Here is a 17,719-nt window from a genome sequence, read left to right on the forward strand (position 1 = left end):
GGCGAAGGGCCGTCGGCACGGCTATCTCAGGTGGTCGGGCCCGAAGGCCTGCGGCAGCATCGCCGCCAGAGGCAGGACCCCGTCCGGGGTCTCCACCAGCAGCTCGCCGCCGCCGAATTCGTACAGCAGCTGGCGGCAGCGGCCGCACGGGACGAGGATCTCGCCCTTTCCGTCCACGCACGTGAAGTGCGTGAGGCGGCCGCCGCCGGTGGCATGGAGGGAGGAGACCAGTCCGCACTCGGCGCACAGGCCCAGCCCGTAGCTCGCGTTCTCGACGTTGCAGCCGGTCACGACGCGGCCGTCGTCGACCAGGGCGGCGACCCCGACCGGGAAGCCCGAGTACGGGGCGTACGCCCGCGTCATCGCTTCCCGGGCGGACGTCCGCAGGGCTTCCCAGTCCACCGCCGGTTCCGAGGTCACTTGCCCTGACCCTTGCGGTACGGCATGCCGTCCGCCTTGGGCATCCGCAGGCGCTGCGCCGACAGGGCGAGCACCAGCAGCGTGGTCAGGTACGGGGCCGCGTCCACGAACTGGCTCGGCACCGAGTCGGTCGTCGCGTACCAGAGGAACAGCAGCGCGGCGAAGGCCGCCGCGACGCCGGCCTGGATGTACTTCTTCTTGTACAGCTGCCAGACGCAGACGAGTACCAGCAGGATCGCGATCAGCAGCAGCATCGCGTGCACGTTCTCGGCGCCACCGCGCAGCTTGAGGCTGTCGATGAAGCCGAAGAGGCCCGCGCCCATCGCCATGCCGCCCGGCATCCAGTTACCGAAGATCATCGCGGCGAGACCGATGTAGCCGCGGCCGCCGGTCTGGCCCTCCTGGTAGATGGGGCTGGCGACCTCGGACAGGTACACGCCGCCGAGGCCGGCGAGGGCGCCCGAGACGATCACGGCGATGTACTTGTACTTGTAGACGTTGACGCCCAGCGACTCGGCGGCGATCGGGTTCTCACCGCAGGAACGCAGCCGCAGGCCGAAGGAGGTCCGCCACAGCACCCACCACGTGGCGGGGATCAGCAGCAGGGCCACGATGGTCAGCAGCGAGATCTCGGTGACCAGACCGCCGATGACGCCGGCGAGGTCGGAGACGAAGAACCAGTGCTTGCCCTGCAGGTCGGACATCCAGTCGGAGAGCCCTGGAACGGTGACCTTGTAGATCGGCTCGACCTGCGGGGACTGCTTGGAGGAGCCGCCCGGGGCCTCGGCGAAGGTGAAGTTCGACAGGTACTGGGTGAAGCCCAGCGCCAGGATGTTGACGGCCACACCGGAGACGATGTGGTTGACGTTGAAGGTCACCGTGATGATCGCGTGCAGCAGGCCGCCGGCGGCGCCGCCGGCGATGCCGACGAGCACACCGGTCCACGGGCCCCACTGGTAGCCGGCCCAGGCACCGAACCAGGTGCCGAGGATCATCATGCCTTCGAGGCCGATGTTGACCACACCGGCGCGCTCGGCCCACAGACCGCCGAGGCCGGCGAGGCCGATCGGCACGGCGAGGGAGAGGGCCCCGGAGACCTGGCCGACGGAGGTCAGGTCGTCGGCCCCGGAGATCAGGCGGACCACGGAGACCAGCGCGAGGGCGCCCGCGACGATCAGCATGATCCACGGGAGGGTGAGCTTCTTGCGGCCGCCCGGCTTCTTCGGGGCGGCACTCGTCGCGGAGACGGTGCTGGTGCTCACGCCGCGACCTCCTTGTCGGTCTTGATGGCGCCGCCGGCGGCGAGTTCCTCGCCGACCTTCTGCTGCTGGCGACGGATGCCGTAACGGCGGACGAGCTCGTACGAGACGACGACCGCGATCACGATCAGGCCCTTCATGATCGTGCCGATCTCCTTCGCGTAGCCGGCCGTGTCGAGGCCGGCGGACGCCTTGTCGATGAAGGCCATGAGGAGCGCGGCGAAGAAGATGCCCACGGGGCTGTTGCGGCCGAGCAGGGCGATCGTGATGCCGGTGAAGCCGACGCCCACGGGGAAGACCAGGGTGTACGTGTGGCTCTCGCCGAGCAGCACCGGCATGCCGGACAGACCGGCGACGGCGCCGGAGATGAGCATCGCCGTGATGATCATCTTCTTGGAGTCGACACCGGAGGCCGCGGCGGCGGACTCGCTCGCGCCGCTGGCGCGCAGGTCGAAGCCGAAGCGGGTGCGGTTGAGCACGAACCAGTAGACGAAGCCGAGCGCGAAGGCGACGAACGTGAAGCCGTAGATCTCGCCCGAGTCACCCAGGGACAGGGCGGGGAACCAGCCGGACTGGGCGATCTCGCCGGTGGTGAGGTCGTTGGAGCCCTCCACCTGGACGCCGAGGTTCTTCGGCAGGATCAGCCAGGCGATGAGGCTCGTCGCGATGGCGTTGAGCATGATCGTCGAGACGACCTCGCTCACTCCGCGCTTGGCCTTCAGGACGCCCGCGATACCGGCCCAGAAAGCACCGGTCATCATCGCGACGAGGACGATCAGCAGGATGTGCAGCGGGCCCGGCAGCGTGATGGCGGTGCCGACCACGGCGGAGACCATCGCGGCGAGGCGGTACTGGCCGTCGACGCCGATGTTGAAGAGGTTCATCCGGAAGCCGATGGCGACGGCCAGGGCTGCCAGGTAGTACGTGCCGGCCTGGTTGACGATGAGGACCTGGATGTCCTCGTAGCCCGCGTTCTCCACCATGATGCGCAGCGGCTCGATCGGGTTGATGCCCGTCGCCCCCAGCACGATCATGGTCAGCGCGAAGGCGGCCACCAGCGCGAGCGCGGGCCCGGCGATGGCGAGCATCAGCCGGTCCTTGTCGAATGTCTTCATCGGGCCTCGTCCTCCGGCGATTCGGTACCCGCGTCGGTACCGGCGGAGTGGTTGTCGGATGCTTCCAGGTGCCCCGAGGCGGCGCCCGTCATGGCGGTGCCGAGTTCCTCGGGCGTGACGGTCGCCGGGTCGGCGTCCGCGACCAGCCGGCCGCGGTAGATCACGCGCAGGGTGTCGGACAGGCCGATGAGCTCGTCCAGGTCCGCGGAGATCAGCAGGACCGCCAGGCCCTCTCGGCGGGCCTCGCGGATCGCGTCCCAGATCTGCGCCTGCGCGCCGACGTCCACACCGCGGGTCGGGTGGGCGGCGATGAGGAACTTCGGGTTGTGGCTCATCTCGCGGCCGACGATCAGCTTCTGCTGGTTGCCGCCGGAGAGGGACGCCGCGGTGACCTCGATGCCCGGGGTGCGGACGTCGTACTCGCGCACGATCCGCTCGGTGTCCTTGCGGGCCGCCTTGAGGTCGAGGATGCCGCTCTTGGAGTTGGGCCGCTCGGTGACGTGGCCGAGGATGCGGTTCTCCCACAGCGGGGACTCCAGCAGCAGGCCGTGGCGGTGCCGGTCCTCGGGGATGTAGCCGATACCGCCCTCTCGGCGCTTGCGCACCGAGGACTTGGTGATGTCGGTGCCGTCCAGGGTGATGACACCCGCATCGGGGCTGATCATGCCCATGAGCGCTTCGATCAGCTCGGTCTGGCCGTTGCCCTCGACGCCCGCGATGCCGAGGATCTCGCCCTTGTGGATCGTGAAGCTGACCCCGTCGAGCAGGAGGCGGCCCAGTTCGGCGCGCGGGTCGATCGTGTGGTCCACCGGCAGGACGACGCGCGCCGAGGTCTCGTGGCGGACCATGACGACGCCGGTCTCGGCGACGGTCAGGTCCTCGACCTGGAGCATCGGGGTGGTGGTCACCGTGGACTCGCGCGTCTCGGGCGACGGCAGCTCGGAGCCGACCATCAGCTCGGCGAGCTGCTTGGTGGTGGCGGTCTTCGGGTCGGCGGTGCCGACCGTGGTGCCGCGCCGGATGACCGTGATGTCGTCGGCGACCTTCAGTACCTCGCCCAGCTTGTGCGAGATGAAGATGACGGTCAGGCCCTCCGCCTTGAGCTCGCGCAGGTTGTCGAAGAGCGCGTCCACCTCCTGCGGCACGAGGACGGCGGTCGGCTCGTCGAGGATGAGGATCTTCGCGCCGCGGTAGAGGACCTTGAGGATCTCCACGCGCTGCCGATCGGCGACACCGAGGTCCTCGACCAGGGCGTCGGGGCGCACGCCGAGGCCGTACGCGTCCGAGATCTCCTTGATCTTCTTACGGGCCTTGGCGCCGATGCCGTACAGCTTCTCGCCGCCGAGAACCACGTTCTCCAGGACGGTGAGGTTGTCGGCGAGCATGAAGTGCTGGTGCACCATGCCGATGCCGCGGGCGATGGCGTCGCCGGGGGTGTGGAAGGAGACCTGCTCCCCGTCGATGGCGATGGTGCCCTCGTCCGGCTTCTGCATGCCGTAGAGGATCTTCATCAGGGTCGACTTGCCGGCGCCGTTCTCACCGATCAAGGCGTGGACCGTGCCCTTGCGGACGGTGATCGCGATGTCCTTGTTGGCGACGACGCCGGGGAAGCGCTTTGTGATGCCGTGCAGTTCTACGGCGGGGGGCGGGCTGGACGCGTTGATGACGCACTCTCCTTGGCGCGGAAGGAGCGGAAGGCAGGGGGGACAGGGCGGGGAGTGAAAGTATCGCGTCCACGATGCTTCTACGCGCGTAGCACTGTCGGAAGTGAAAACTTGCGGCCAGGCAGGCCGCTCGGTCACAGAGTAGTGATCACAGAACGTGGCTCGGGGCCCGGGAGCGATCGTGACCGCTTCCCGGACCCCGGGGACCAGGACTACATGTCAGGAACGGCCTTACGGCTGGGTCTTGACCACGATCTTCTTGGCGATGATGTCGGCCTTGGCCTTCTCCACCGCGGCGGTGACCTCAGCCATCTCCTTGTACTTCGGGTTGGAGTCGGCCAGGCCGACGCCGTCCTTGTCCAGGCCGTAGCGGATCTCACCGGTGGTCGGCTTGCCGTCCTCGACCGACTTGATCAGGTTGAAGACCGAGTCCTCGACATCCTTGGTGACCGAGGTCAGGATGGAGTCCTTGTACTTCGCCAGACCGGCCTGGTTGTACTGGTCGGAGTCGACACCGATGGCCCACTTGCCCTTGGCGGAAGCGGCCTCGATGGCGCCCGAGCCGGCCAGACCGGCAGCGGCGTAGACCACGTCGGCGCCACCGGCGTCGAGCTGGCCCTGCGCGGCGGCCTTGCCCAGGTCAGGCTTGGCGAAACCGTCGAAGTTCGGCGGCTGGGTGAGGTACGCGGAGAGCACCTTGGCGTTCGGGTTGGTGTCCTTGACGCCCTGGGTGAAGCCCGCCTCGAACTTCTTGATCAGCGGAACCTCGACACCGCCGATGAAGCCGACGGTGCCGGTCTTCGAGACCTTGGCGGCGGCGACGCCGGCCAGGTACGAACCCTGCTCCTCGTTGAAGACGAGGTTGGCGATGTTCGGGCCGGTCACCGAGGTGTCGTCGATGATGCCGAACGTGGTGTTCGGGAACTTCGGCGCGACCTTCTTGATGGCCGGCGCGTAGGCGAAGCCGACGCCGATGACCGGGTTGTTGCCCTTGCGGGCAAGCTCGGTGAGGCGCTGGACCTTGTCGGCCTCGCCCTCACCGTCGGTGGGCTCCGCCTCGGCGCCCTTGATCTTGAGGTCCGTTTCGGCCTTCTTCAGACCGGCGTAGGCGGCGTCGTTGAACGACTGGTCGCCGCGGCCGCCGATGTCGTACGCGATGGCCGCGGACTTCTGACCCGACTCCGAGGGGGAGGACGAGGCGTCCGACGACTTCTTTCCGCCACAGGCGGTGGCCGAGAGGGCCAGCGCCGCGGACGCGATGCCCACGGTGGCGATCCTGGTGATCCGGCGCAAGGGGAGGCTCCTTCAAAACCTGACCGAAGCGCCACGACCGGCGCTGGTTTCGCGGCGATCGTAACGCGCGTAGATGTCAGTTAAAGGCCCGTTCATGAGTCGTTATCGGATCGTCGTGAACCGGACAGTGACCGATTGGTGACTCCTTACGGGTCCAGCCCTTGCGTACCAAGGGCTGGACACGCCCGCCGGGAGTCCTGGCGATGTTGTAAGGAGTTCCGCCCGGCCGGCTACGTCGCGGCCGCGCGGAGCCCGTCGATCATCGCGGCGGCCGTGAAGAACTCCACGCCGACGGCGATCGCGGACTCGTCCACGTCGAAGTCGCCCCGGTGCAGGTCACGCTTGGTGCCGTCGCCGGGCGTACGCACTCCCAGCCGGGCCATCGCGCCCGGCACGTGCTCCAGGTACCAGGAGAAGTCCTCCCCCCCCAGGCTCTGCTCGGTGTCCTCGACCGACTCCGCTCCGCAGCGGACTCCCATCGCCTCCCGCAACAGTTCGGTGATCACCGGGTCGTTGACGACCGGGGGCACCCCGCGCACGTGGTTGATCTCGAACTTGGCCCCGTGCATGGTCGCGATCTCGTCGATCGCCGCGTGGATCATGTCCGGCGCCTCGTGCCAGGCGTTCAGCTCCAGGCAGCGCACGGTTCCCGAGAGCTCGGCGTGCATCGGGATGACGTTGCAGGCGTGCCCGGCCTCGATCCGGCCCCAGGTGACGGACATGCCCGACCGGGCGTCCATCCGGCGGGCCAGCAGGGCCGGGGCGTCGACGGCCACCCGGGCGGCGGCCGTCACCAGGTCGGTGGTCAGGTGCGGCCGCGCGGTGTGCCCGCCGGGGCCGGAGAGGGTGACCTCCAGCCGGTCGCAGGCGGAGGTGATGGGGCCGGCCCGCAGGCCGATGCGGCCCGCGTCGACCCGGGGGTCGCAGTGCACGGCGACGATCCGGCCGACGCCGTCCAGGACCCCGGACTCGATGGCCTCGGTGGCTCCGCCCGGGAGCACCTCCTCGGCGGGCTGGAAGAGCAGCCGCACGGGGCGGGGCAGCAGCCCCTGCCGGTCGAGCTCGGCGAGGACCAGGCCGGCCCCGAGGACCACCGCCGTGTGCACGTCGTGGCCGCAGGCGTGGGCGCGGTCCGGGAAGGTCGAGCGGTACGGGACGTGCGTCTTGGCATCCGGGATGGGCAGGGCGTCGATGTCCGCGCGCAGGGCCATCATCGGCCGGCCCCCGTCCCAGGTGCCCACGTCACAGATCAGGCCCGTGCCGGAGTTCAGCACCCTTGGTCGCAGGCCGGCTTTCTCCAACCGGGCCTTGATCGCCGCGGTGGTCCGGAATTCCTGGTGTCCGAGCTCCGGGTGCATGTGCAAGTCCCGGCGGAAGGCGATCAGTTCGGTACGCAGGTGGTCCGGAAGCTTGCCGGGCAGCTCGGGCCGGTCGGACGCGGCGGGCTGGGCGGGCTGGGACTCGCGGGACATCAACTGGTTCACCCGTTGAAGGGTAGGCGCACGGACGGGTCAACCGGCCGGGGATCACGAAAACTTCATGCCGTTAGGGGAAAGAAACACGGCCTCTGGACGCATGACCGAAGGCACCCGAGGGTAAACTCGCGCGCTCATCAGACCGTGGGAGCCGCCTGGGCAGGCAGTCTGCGCACATCACGGGCGGTGTCCGTGACCCCGGCGAGGAAGCTCCGGGCGCGCGGGGAGGCGGACCCGGTGAGCCAGGCGGGGTCCACATCGCATACGGCGACCGTGACACCGGTTCCGGTCAGGGCGTACGGCAGCGTGTGGACGACGGTGGACGGAAAGCTGACGATCGTCCGGCCGACGGGACCGCGCCGGGCGATCAGCTCCAGCGGCAGGTCCGGGCGTACGATCTCCAGCCCGGTCGCCCGGCTCAGGGCGCGCAGCTTCTCCGGGGACTCGCGGCGGTGGGCGAAGTAGCGGGTGGCGCCGTGCTCCAGGGTCAGGGCGCGCACCGCGTCCAGATAGCGGTCCGGGTCCACCACCCCGGTCTCCACGAGCGAGGTGCCGACCAGGTCGGTGCCCCGGGTCAGCCGGGGCGGGCCGAACCGGGCGCGGGTCCAGGCGAAGTCGTTGACCCGCAGCGTCATCCCGCCGTGGGCGGTGACGGGCATCGAGCTGAACACCTCGACGCGGTGGCCGCGGTGCGCGGCCGGGGTGAAGCGGCGGCGGGCGGTCGCCGAGACGGGTGCGTACGCCAGCTCGCGCATGCGGCCGGACAATCCGCCGCCGCCGCCGACCCGGTGCCACCGTACGAGGCGTTCGCCGCGGGCGGTCTGGCCCATGAACTCCATGGTCGCGGTGCCGTCGTCGACCACCACGAGTTCCTCGGCGCGCACGAGGGTGAGCAGCAGCTGGACGTAGCGCGAGAAGGGGTCGCCGACGACGACCGTGCGCGCGGCGCGCACGTCGCGCACCAGCGCGGCCAGCGCCTTCACCGGCGCGAACCGGCTGCCGCGCGCCTCCTGCCACCGGACCTCGTACCCCTCGTCCCGCGCCAGTGCGGCCACCCGGCGCAGCTGACCGCGGGACATCGGGTCGGTGGGCGGCAGGACGACGATCCGCAGGGGTGACGCGGCGCCCGCCGGCCGGGGGCCGGGCCCGAGCAGGTCCGCGTCTGCGGCCGGGCGCCCCCGCTGGCGCGGGACGCCGTCCAGCTGCGGCTGCGCTCCGGGGCGCGCGTACGCCCACTCCAGTACGTTCAGGAGCTGGACCGGGCTCTCGACGAACGCCAGGGCGGAAGGGGCGGAGGGGGCGGAGGGGGCGGAGGGGGCGGAGGGGGCGGAGGGGGTCACCACGTACTCCTTGTCGGGTGGCGGATCTCGTACGCACCGGGCCTCGGGTCAGACGGCTGCCAGCTCGCCCCGGACGCGGCGGAGCTTCTTCATGGGGCCGAGCTCGGACTCGTAGACGCGCTTGACGCCGTCGCCGAGGGCGGTCTCGATGGTGCGGATGTCGCGGACCAGGCGGGTGAGGCCGCCGGGCTCGACGGAGGCGGCCTGGTCGGAGCCCCACATCGCGCGGTCGAGGGTGATGTGGCGCTCGACGAAAGTGGCGCCCAGGGCGACGGCGGCGAGGGTGGTCTGCAGACCCGTCTCGTGGCCGGAGTACCCGATCGGGACGTTCGGGTACTCCTCCCGGAGGGTGTTGATCACCCGCAGGTTGAGCTCCTCGGACTTCGCCGGGTACGTCGAAGTCGCGTGGCAGAGGAGGATGTTGGCACTGCCGAGCACCTCCACCGCGTGGCGGATCTGCTGCGGGGTGGACATGCCGGTGGACAGGACGACGGTGCGGCCGGTGGCGCGCAGGGCGCGCAGCAGCTCGTCGTCGGTGAGGGAGGCGGAGGCGACCTTGTGGGCGGGGACGTCGAACTTCTCCAGGAAGGCGACGGCCTCGGTGTCCCACGGGGAGGCGAACCAGTCGATGCCGCGCTTGGCGCAGTGGTCGTCGATGGCGCGGTACTCGTCCTCGCCGAACTCGACCTTGTGGCGGTAGTCGATGTAGGTCATCCGGCCCCAGGGGGTGTCGCGTTCGATGTCCCACTGGTCGCGCGGGGTGCAGATCTCCGGGGTGCGCTTCTGGAACTTCACGGCGTCACAGCCCGCTTCGGCGGCGGCGTCGATGAGGGCGAAGGCGTTGCCGAGGTCGCCGTTGTGGTTGATGCCGATCTCGCCGACGACGTAGACGGGGCGGCCGGGGCCCGCGGTGCGGGAGCCGAAGGTACGCAGGCGGGAGTCGGGGGTGCTCGTCATGGCAGGGGGCGTCCTTCGGTGCGGGGGTGTACGGGGGATAAGGGGAGTGCGGGGTGTGGGCTGCGGGTCGGGATGCGCGTCGCGGTCCGGGGCGGGCTCTGCGGGGTGTGCTCCGGGGCGCGGGTCGAGCAGGGGTGCGAGCAGGCGGGCACGGGCCAGGTCGTGCGGGTCGTCGATCTCCAGGACCCGCGCGGGATCGGTGGCGACGGGGAGGGTGCGGCCGAAGAACCGGTGCCGGGCGCCGCGGAAGCCCGCGGCGTCCATGGCGTAGGCGGCGCCCGTCTCCAGCAGGTCCCGCGGCCGGTCCTGGCGCCGGGGACGCCGGGCCTTGTCGTGGTTGACGCCGGCCCCGGAGCCGTCGGCCCCCTCCCGCCAGAGGAAACCGTGGAAGGGGGCCACGGTCAGGGCCGAGTCGGCCGCCCCCGAGGCGACGGCCACGGCGACCGACTCGACGTCGGAGGTGGTGAGGAAGGGGCTGGTGCACTGGACGAGGAGGACCACGTCCACGGCGAGGGAGTGCAGTTCCTCGAACGCGGCGAGCGCGTGCAGGACGGCGGCCTCGCTGCTCGCGGTGTCGCCGGAGATCGCCGTGGGGCGGGCGATGACATCGGCTCCGGCGTCGCGGGCGGCGGCGGCGATCGCCTCGGAGTCGGTGGAGACCACCACGTCGGTGACGGTCGGCGCGGCCCGGCAGGCCAGGACGGCGCGGGCGACGAGCGGGGTGCCGGCGACCTCGGCGAGGTTCTTGCCCGGGACTCCCTTGGAGCCGCCGCGGGCCGGGATCACGGCGAGGACCCTCACAGCTCCCCCAGCCTGCGGATCACCGGGGCCACGCGCTGCACGCCGTGCCGGTAGGCCGCGCGGGCGGCCTCGCGCAGGTGGGCGCGCAGCCGGCGGCGCAGCCGGGACTCCCCCGCGGCCGTGCGCACCGCACCGGGCAGCGGGGTGCCGTCGGGCGCGAGGTGGTGGCGGGCGAGGATCCCGGGGAGGTATCCGGGGGCGGTGGTGCGCGTGTAATAGGGGGCGGGCGACGGCAGCCGGGTGGCGGCGAGCAGGCCGGCGACCTTGGCCCGGGCGACGGCGTAGGCGTCCGGACCGGCGGCCCCGTCCGTGCCCGCGTACGTGACCCCGTCCGTGCCCGCGTATGTGACCCCGTCCGTGCCCGCGTACGTGACCCCGTCCGTGCCCGGCGCCGGGCCCGCGGCCGGGGCCGGCGCGGGCAGGACGCCCTGCGCCGCCAGCCACACCGGATCCGCGGCCGGGAGGAGCCCGGAGTCGAGCTGGTCCCAGGAGGCCAGGCAGCCGGAGCCGAGGAAGTGGTGGTTGCCGAGCGCCTCGCGGATGCCGAGGTCGGTGAGGATCGCCGTCGGGATGGACCGGTGCAGGGATTCCAGGGCGGCCGTGGAGGAGACGGTGACGAGCAGGTCGGCGCCGTCCAGGACTTCGCCCATGTTTCCGTAGACCAGGCGGCAGTTGGCGGGTAGTCCGCCGGGGATCCGCTCCGCGAGCCGCTGGTACGGCTGCTCCTCCAGGTGCGTGGTGTGCTCCCCGGGCTTGCTGCGCAGCTTGATCAGCACCTCGCGCCCCGGGTGCAGCCGGGCGTGCCCTGCCGCCCGTTCCAGCAGGTAGGCGCGGTCGGCTCGGCTGTCGGGTACGGAGGGCTGGACGGCGAAGACCACCGTGTGGGCCCGGCTGCCGGCCGGCTCGTACGGCGCCCCGCCCAGGAAGGGCAGCGCGGTCTCGGTGACGGCGGCGGCGTCCGCGCCGACGCCCTCGTACACGGCACGGAACCGCTGCGCGTCGTGGCGGGAGTTGGCGAGCACGAGGTCGGCGCCGTGCCGCAGCAGCAGCCCGTCGGCGAGCTTCTCGTAGACGACGCCCACGTAGCCGGTGACGAGTACGGGGCGCCCGGCCGGGGCCGGCCACAGGGCGCGGGCCCCGTGCAGGACGGCCTGGACGGCCCCGCCGACGAGCGCGAGGACGACCACGTCGTAGTGCTCGCGTTCGATCTCGGCGAGGAACTCGGCGCAGGTCACCTCGGACAGCCGGTCGGCCCGCACCCCCACCTCGCCGAGCTGGCGCGCGGTGGGGGTGGCGCGGCCGCGCAGCAGGAATCCGGTGAGCTGGTGGTCGGGCACGAGACGGCGGGCGGTGAGTGCGCCCCATTTCCATCGCGTATCGGAATCGGCGAGTACGGCGACGCGTTTGCGTTCTGGCACGCGGCAGAAGCTATTCCGCAATTTCGGTGATCGGCCCAACGACCGCACAACAGCGGGTTAACAACGCGTCGACTGAATGCGAAAGCGCACGGGTTAACTCGCCCGCCCCGCGTCGTTCACATGGAATCCGCATCCGGGCCACAGTGAATGACGGGCGGCGCCTTAATGTCTCGCAGGTGCCCAAGCTCTCTGTTGTCGTGCCGTTCTACAACGTGCAGACATACGCACCGGACGCCCTGAAGAGTCTCGAACTCAACGCCCGGGAGGATTTCGAGTTCCTGCTCGTCGACGACTGCTCGACGGACGGTACGCCCGGCCTGCTGGAACGGGCGGCGCGCGAGCTGCCGGGGGCGGTCCACCTCAGACACGAGCGCAACGGGGGCCTCGCCACCGCGCGGAACACCGGGCTGGACGCGGCCCGCGGCGAGTACCTGGCGTTCCTGGACGGGGACGACTGGCTGGCGCCCGGCCACCTCGCCCGGACCCTGGCCGCCATAGAGGCTCTGAGCTGCGACTTCGTCCGTACCGACCATGTGCGGTGCACCGGCCGGTCGCGGAGCGTGCAGCGCGTCCCCCACGGCCCGCAGTCGGTGGTCGCCGCGCCGCGCACCGCGATCCTGCCCGCCGACCGGGCCACCTCGGTGGACTATCCGTACGCCTGGGCCGGGATGTACCACCGGCGGCTGCTGGACCGCGGGGTGCTGCACTTCACCGACGGGCTGCGGACCGCCGAGGACCGGCCGTGGATCTGGCGGCTGCACCGGGAGGCGGTGTCCTTCGCCGCGGTCGGGCTGCCCGGCGTCTTCTACCGGCGCGGGGTTTCCACCTCATTGACACAAGTAGGGGACGAACGGCAGCTCGATTTCATCCGTGCATTCGATCAAGTGCTCGCGGAGGTCACCTCCGACCGGGAATCCGATCGGCTGCTCCCCAAAGCCGTCCGGACCTATTGTGCAATTATCGCCCACCATATGGGGTCCATCGAAAGGTTCGAGCCGGACGTGGCCAAGAAACTCCGTACGATGAGCACGGCCGCGCTCGGCCGCATGCCGCAGGACGTACTGGACCGGGTCCTGGACTCGATGGACCTCGAACGCTCCACCGTGCTGCGCCGGCTGCGCACCGGCCGCCGCGCCGCCGCCCCCGCGCGCAAGGCCGCCCCGTCGGGAGCGAGCGCCTGATGCCCACCCAGATCTTCCTGGCCTCCACCCTCTACGGTGCGGCCACCCTCGCGGCGGGCATCGACGCGGACTCCTTCCCGCCCGCCGGCCGCCGCATCCTGCTGACCAGCAACCACGCCGTCACGGCCGAGGTCACCCCGGGGATCACGGACATGCCGGGCTTCGCCGCCCTGCGCTCCCGCTTCGACGAGGTCCTCGACTGGAACCGCGTCATCGAGCCGCAGCACCCGAGCACCTGGGCCCCGCGCGCCGAGGACGTCCCGATCTGGGAGCGGCAGCTGCGCTCGCTGTGGAACCTGGGCGAGAGCCGGATCGAGCTCGTCGTGGAGTCCCTCCAGGTCCCGCCGGCCCAGAGCCTGTGCCGGCTCTTCCCGGGCGCGGCCGTCGACGTCTACGCCGACGGGCTCATGAGCTACGGACCCACCCGCTTCCGCCTCGACCCTCAGCTCGGGATGCGGGTGCGACGGGTACTCCACCTGGACCTGGTGCCCGGGCTGGAGCCCCTGCTGCTGACGGAGTTCGGGGTACGGCTGGAGCTGGTGCCGACGGAGCCGTTCCTCAAGGTCCTCGCGGAGCTCGCCGAGGCCACACCGGCGACCGGGGCCACGACCGGCGGGCTTGCCGACGCCGGGGGACCGGCCGGGCCCCCCGCCCTCCTGCTGGGCCAGTACCTCTCCGGGCTCGGCCTGATGACCCTGGCCGAGGAGGAGGAGCTGCACGTGTCGATGGTCCGGGGCGCGTACGCCCTGGGCCACCGGGAGCTGGTCTTCAAACCGCACCCCGGCGCCCCGGCCGCGTACTGCCGCCGGGCCGAGGAGGAGGCCGGGAAGCTCGGCGCCCGGCTGACGGTGATCACCGCCCCGGTCCTGGCCGAGACCCTCTACCAGCGGCTGCGCCCCGCGCTGGTCGTCGGCTGCTTCTCCACCGGGCTGCTGACCGCCGCCACGCTGTACGGGCTCCCGGTGGCCCGGACCGGGACCGACGCGGTGCTGGCCGCGCTGACCCCGTACCCGAACAGCAACCGGGTTCCGCTGGCCCTGGTGGACGCCCTGCTTCCGGACCTCGCCGACGCCGAGGCGGTCCGCGCCTGGACGCCGCCGACCCCCGAGCAGGTCCGGGCGGAGCCGACCGCGCTGCTCACCGCCGTCGGGTTCACCATGCAGCCGCAGATCCTGGCCGCCCGCAGGCCGGCGGCCGAGGCCTATCTGGCCAAGCGCCTGACCCCGCGCACCTGGCGGTACTTCACCCGCCGCCGGCTGACCGCGCTCGGCCTGCCGGGCGGCATCCCGGCGCAGCTGTCGTTCCTGCCGCGCAGCCCGGCGGTGCGCCGGGCCGTACGGCGGATGGGGTGGCTGCGCCGGGCACTCAGCTGACGGCGAGCTTGGCCGCGAAGCCGAGGAACAGGACGCCCGCCGCCGAGGTGGCTCCGGCCGACAGCCGCTTGCGGCGCCTGAAGGCCGCCGAGAGGCGGGTGCCGCCGAAGATCAGCATCGTCAGGTACAGGAAGCTGCCGGTCTGCAGCAGACCGCCCAGGAGCAGGAAGGACAGCGCCGGGTAGGCGTAGGACGGGTCCACGAACTGCACGAAGAAGGACATCAGGAAGAGGATGGCCTTCGGGTTGAGGAGACTGATCAGCATCGCCCGCCGGTAGGGCCGCTCGTTCTCGGCCGGGTCGGCGAGGACGGCGGCCTCCGCCTCGGCCCGCTCCGCGCGCGTGCGCCACAGCGCCCAGGCGCCCCGCATCATCCCCACGGCCAGCCACGCCAGGTACCCGGCCCCGAGCAACTTCACCACGGTGAACACCAGCGGGCTCGCCCGCAGCAGCGCCCCGGCGCCCACGGCGGTCAGCAGCATGAGCACGGCGTCGCCGGTGAACACCCCGGCGGCGGCCTTGTACCCGGTGCGTACCCCGCGGCGGGCTGCCACGGAGAGCACGTAGAGGGAGTTCGGACCCGGCAGCAGAATGATCAGCACCAGGCCGGCGAGATAAGTCGGAAGATCTGTCACACCCAGCATGCGCAGGAGTGTCCCATAAGGTTGCACCTGTCGCGCCAGTGGGTTTCACCAGGTGGAACCGGTCGGCTCGTACGTCCCCCACACCTCCCGCAGCGCCCCGCACACCTCACCCACCGTGGCCCGGGCGCGCAGCGCCTCCTTCATCGGGTACAGCACGTTCGCCGTCCCCGCCGCCGCCTCCTTCAGGGCCGCGAGCGCCGCCGTCACCGCCGCCCCGCCGCGCTCCGCCCGCAGCCGGGCCAGCGCCGCGCACTGGCGCGCCTCGATCGCCGGGTCCACGCGCAGCGGCTCGTAGGGTTCCTCGCGCTCCAGCGCGAAGCGGTTGACCCCGACCGCCACCCGCTCCCCGCTCTCGGTCTCCCGCGCGATGCGGTAGGCGTTCCGCTCGATCTCGGCCTTCTGGAACCCGGCCTCGATCGCGGCCACCGCCCCGCCCTGGTCCTCGATCCGGCGCATCAGAGCGAGCGCCGCCGCCTCCAGGTCGTCCGTCATCCGCTCCACCGCGTAGGACCCGGCGAAGGGGTCCACGGTGTGCGGCACGTCCGTCTCGTGGGCGAGGACCTGCTGGGTCCGCAGCGCGAGGCGGGCGGACTTCTCGGTCGGCAGCGCGATCGCCTCGTCGAAGGAGTTGGTGTGCAGTGACTGCGTGCCGCCGAGGACGGCGGCCAGGGCCTGCACGGCCACCCGTACGAGATTCAGTTCCGGCTGCTGCGCGGTGAGCTGGACCCCGGCGGTCTGGGTGTGGAAGCGCAGCATCAGCGACTTCGGGTCCCGGGCCCCGAACTCCTCCCGCATGACGCGGGCCCAGATGCGCCGGGCCGCGCGGAACTTCGCGACCTCCTCCAGCAGGGTGGTGCGGGCCACGAAGAAGAAGGAGAGGCGGGGTGCGAATTCGTCGACCACCATCCCGGCCGCCAGGGCCGTACGGACGTAGGCGATGCCGTCGGCGAGGGTGAAGGCCACCTCCTGCGCGGGCGAGGCGCCGGCTTCGGCCATGTGGTAGCCGGAGATGGAGATGGTGTTCCAGCGGGGGATCTCGGCCCGGCAGTAGCGGAAGGTGTCGGCCGTCAGCCGTAGCGAGGGGCCGGGCGGGAAGATGTACGTCCCGCGCGCGATGTACTCCTTCAGTACGTCGTTCTGGACCGTCCCCGTCAGTTGCGTGCCCGGGATGCCCTGTTCCTCCGCCACCAGCTGGTAGAGCAGCAGGAGCAGCGCGGCGGGCGCGTTGATCGTCATGGAGGTGGAGACCCGGTCGAGCGGGATCCCGTCGAACAGCGTCCGCATGTCGTCGAGCGAGTCGACGGCGACGCCGACCTTGCCCACCTCTCCGTGCGCGAGGGGGGCGTCGGAGTCGTGTCCCATCTGGGTCGGCAGATCGAAGGCGACGGACAGGCCGGTGCCACCGCCTTCGATGAGCTGCCGGTAGCGGGCGTTGGACTCGGCGGCGGTGCCGAAGCCGGCGTACTGGCGCATCGTCCACGGCCTGCCGGTGTACATGTTCGGATAAATCCCCCGCGTGTAGGGGAAGTCGCCCGGCTGCCCGAGTGCGGCCTCGGGGTCCCATCCCGTCAGGTCACCGGGCCCGTAGACGGGTTCGATGGGGATTCCGCTCTCGGTCTGTGCCATGTGACGTAGTCCTCCGTGGAGCAGCCGGGCCCGGGACCGGTAGGACCTCCCCCGAGCCACCGCTGGGTTTCCCCCAGCCGCGTATCGCTTCGTAAGGCTGCGGACGACTGCCGGTCACAATGGCGCAACATCCCGGAGCCGAGTGCAACTGTCCACGCACGCGGAGCATCACCTAGATACACGACGAGGAAACCGGGGGGACTGCAATGCAGCGCCAGAGAGTCATAATCCGCACGATCGGGGTGGCAACCGCCGTCGCACTCGCCGCGACCGCCTGCGGAGCGCAGAAGACGGAGCCCGTGGCCTCCGCTTCGTCGGCTTCGTCCTCGCCCACGGCGGGCACCTCCCCCGAAGCCTCCCCCTCCACCGACGACAAGCCCGGCGAGGCCTCTCCGTCGCCGTCCGCCTCCGCCTCCGCGTCGGCCTCCCCCTCGGCCTCCCCTTCGCCCTCGGTGAAGCAGATCATGGCCAACGGCGACGAGAGCGACCAGGTGCGTGAGCTGCAGGCCCGGCTGCGGCAGCTCAAGCTGATGTCGGTCGCGCCGACCGGCTTCTACGGCTCGAAGACGACCGCCGCGGTCAAGACCTACCAGTCGAAGAACGGGCTGAGCGCCACCGGCTCGGTCGACGACGCCACCTGGAAGAAGATCCAGACCGCCAGCAAGAAGCCCACCGACGACGAGCTGCGTCCCTCGACCGTAAACGAGGTCGACGCCCCGGACCCGCGCTGCATGACGGGCCGCGTCATGTGCATCAGCAAGGAGAGCCGCACCCTCGCCTGGATGATCGACGGCAAGGTCGTCTCCACGATGGACGTGCGCTTCGGCTCGGAGAACACCCCGACCCGCGAGGGCGTGTTCAACGTGGGCTGGAAGGCCAAGGAGTGGACGTCGACGATCTACCACACGCCGATGCCGTACGCGATGTTCTTCAGCGGCGGCCAGGCGGTCCACTACTCGTCCGACTTCGCGGCCCGCGGCTACAACGGGGCCTCGCACGGCTGCGTGAACGTCCGGGACAAGGGCAAGCTGTCGGCGCTGTTCAACCAGGTGCAGGTCGGCGACAAGGTCGTCGTCTACTGGTGATGCCACCGGGCCGGAGGCGGGACCGAGGCCCGGTCCCGCGAGGCCCGTGCCGGCGGCAGAGGAGAAGCG

At 71.2% G+C, this 17,719-nt stretch carries 14 protein-coding genes and 1 pseudogene; 3 read left to right on the forward strand and 12 right to left on the reverse strand.

Features of this window, described 5'->3' with window-relative positions; translation table 11 throughout:
• Nucleotides 1-21 precede the first annotated feature (21 nt).
• The 10 genes and pseudogenes from ACWGIU_RS07670 to ACWGIU_RS07715 all read right to left on the reverse strand — a co-directional run bounded on the left by ACWGIU_RS07670 (nucleotide 22) and on the right by ACWGIU_RS07715 (nucleotide 11,742).
• Nucleotides 22-420 carry a cytidine deaminase gene (locus ACWGIU_RS07670; RefSeq protein ID WP_453703397.1) on the reverse strand — a complete coding sequence of 133 codons (399 nt, stop codon included), beginning with the start codon at nucleotides 418-420 and terminating at the stop codon, nucleotides 22-24.
• A complete protein-coding gene (locus ACWGIU_RS07675; protein WP_453703399.1) occupies nucleotides 417-1,682 on the reverse strand; it encodes an ABC transporter permease in 1,266 nt (421 codons plus the stop codon). Before ACWGIU_RS07675 ends, ACWGIU_RS07670 begins: the two co-directional genes overlap by 4 nt.
• A complete protein-coding gene (locus ACWGIU_RS07680; protein ID WP_453703401.1) occupies nucleotides 1,679-2,794 on the reverse strand; it encodes an ABC transporter permease in 1,116 nt (371 codons plus the stop codon). Before ACWGIU_RS07680 ends, ACWGIU_RS07675 begins: the two co-directional genes overlap by 4 nt.
• Nucleotides 2,791-4,458 carry an ABC transporter ATP-binding protein gene (locus ACWGIU_RS07685; protein ID WP_453703419.1) on the reverse strand — a complete coding sequence of 556 codons (1,668 nt, stop codon included), beginning with the start codon at nucleotides 4,456-4,458 and terminating at the stop codon, nucleotides 2,791-2,793. The genes ACWGIU_RS07680 and ACWGIU_RS07685 overlap by 4 nt, the downstream gene beginning before the upstream one ends.
• A 231-nt stretch (nucleotides 4,459-4,689) precedes the next feature.
• Complete coding sequence (locus tag ACWGIU_RS07690; protein WP_453703403.1) at nucleotides 4,690-5,751, reverse strand: BMP family lipoprotein; 1,062 nt, start codon at nucleotides 5,749-5,751, stop codon at nucleotides 4,690-4,692.
• A 230-nt stretch (nucleotides 5,752-5,981) separates the two neighbouring features.
• Nucleotides 5,982-7,223 (reverse strand): amidohydrolase, encoded by a 1,242-nt coding sequence (locus ACWGIU_RS07695; protein WP_453703421.1) that lies wholly within the window; start codon nucleotides 7,221-7,223, stop codon nucleotides 5,982-5,984.
• 140 nt (nucleotides 7,224-7,363) lie between these two features.
• On the reverse strand, nucleotides 7,364-8,566 hold the full coding sequence (locus ACWGIU_RS07700) for a hypothetical protein (RefSeq protein WP_453703405.1): 1,203 nt from the start codon (nucleotides 8,564-8,566) through the stop codon (nucleotides 7,364-7,366).
• Nucleotides 8,567-8,614: 48 nt separating this feature from the next.
• Entirely contained in the window at nucleotides 8,615-9,523 is a 909-nt protein-coding gene (locus ACWGIU_RS07705; RefSeq protein WP_453703423.1) for an N-acetylneuraminate synthase family protein, read from the reverse strand.
• 435 nt (nucleotides 9,524-9,958) lie between these two features.
• Nucleotides 9,959-10,324 (reverse strand): annotated as a pseudogene (locus ACWGIU_RS07710) (acylneuraminate cytidylyltransferase family protein); the annotation flags it as partial.
• The gene (locus tag ACWGIU_RS07715; RefSeq protein WP_453703407.1) at nucleotides 10,321-11,742 is read right to left on the reverse strand and encodes a DUF6716 putative glycosyltransferase; all 1,422 of its coding nucleotides are present in this window, start codon (nucleotides 11,740-11,742) and stop codon (nucleotides 10,321-10,323) included. The gene ACWGIU_RS07715 and the pseudogene ACWGIU_RS07710, both read right to left, overlap by 4 nt.
• Before the next feature lie 176 nt (nucleotides 11,743-11,918).
• Here ACWGIU_RS07715 and ACWGIU_RS07720 point away from each other — a divergent pair, with 176 nt between their 5' ends.
• Both ACWGIU_RS07720 and ACWGIU_RS07725 read left to right on the forward strand, forming a co-directional pair.
• Entirely contained in the window at nucleotides 11,919-12,923 is a 1,005-nt protein-coding gene (locus ACWGIU_RS07720; protein ID WP_453703409.1) for a glycosyltransferase family 2 protein, read from the forward strand.
• Nucleotides 12,923-14,296, forward strand: a complete 1,374-nt coding sequence (locus ACWGIU_RS07725; RefSeq protein ID WP_453703411.1) for a polysialyltransferase family glycosyltransferase — start codon at nucleotides 12,923-12,925, stop codon at nucleotides 14,294-14,296. The genes ACWGIU_RS07720 and ACWGIU_RS07725 overlap by 1 nt, the downstream gene beginning before the upstream one ends.
• Here the strand turns inward: ACWGIU_RS07725 and leuE are convergent.
• Nucleotides 14,289-14,939, reverse strand: coding sequence for a leucine efflux protein LeuE (gene leuE / locus ACWGIU_RS07730; RefSeq protein WP_453703413.1), 651 nt, complete (start codon nucleotides 14,937-14,939; stop codon nucleotides 14,289-14,291). The genes ACWGIU_RS07725 and leuE overlap by 8 nt on opposite strands.
• 45 nt (nucleotides 14,940-14,984) lie before the next feature.
• A complete protein-coding gene (locus ACWGIU_RS07735; RefSeq protein WP_453703415.1) occupies nucleotides 14,985-16,565 on the reverse strand; it encodes an acyl-CoA mutase large subunit family protein in 1,581 nt (526 codons plus the stop codon).
• A 206-nt stretch (nucleotides 16,566-16,771) separates the two neighbouring features.
• Between ACWGIU_RS07735 and ACWGIU_RS07740 the strand changes: the two genes are divergently transcribed.
• Complete coding sequence (locus ACWGIU_RS07740) at nucleotides 16,772-17,650, forward strand: L,D-transpeptidase family protein (RefSeq protein WP_453703417.1); 879 nt, start codon at nucleotides 16,772-16,774, stop codon at nucleotides 17,648-17,650.
• Nucleotides 17,651-17,719 lie beyond the last annotated feature (69 nt).

The sequence above is a fragment of the Streptomyces sp. NPDC054840 genome, assembly GCF_053611065.1.

Coding starts and splice junctions, on each gene's coding strand:
- ACWGIU_RS07735 (WP_453703415.1), bottom strand. CDS start 16,565: ATGGCACAGACCGAGAGCGGAATCCCCATCGAACCCGTCTACGGGCCC.
- ACWGIU_RS07740 (WP_453703417.1), top strand. CDS start 16,772: ATGCAGCGCCAGAGAGTCATAATCCGCACGATCGGGGTGGCAACCGCC.
- leuE (WP_453703413.1), bottom strand. CDS start 14,939: ATGCTGGGTGTGACAGATCTTCCGACTTATCTCGCCGGCCTGGTGCTG.
- ACWGIU_RS07680 (WP_453703401.1), bottom strand. CDS start 2,794: ATGAAGACATTCGACAAGGACCGGCTGATGCTCGCCATCGCCGGGCCC.
- ACWGIU_RS07725 (WP_453703411.1), top strand. CDS start 12,923: ATGCCCACCCAGATCTTCCTGGCCTCCACCCTCTACGGTGCGGCCACC.
- ACWGIU_RS07695 (WP_453703421.1), bottom strand. CDS start 7,223: ATGTCCCGCGAGTCCCAGCCCGCCCAGCCCGCCGCGTCCGACCGGCCC.
- ACWGIU_RS07705 (WP_453703423.1), bottom strand. CDS start 9,523: ATGACGAGCACCCCCGACTCCCGCCTGCGTACCTTCGGCTCCCGCACC.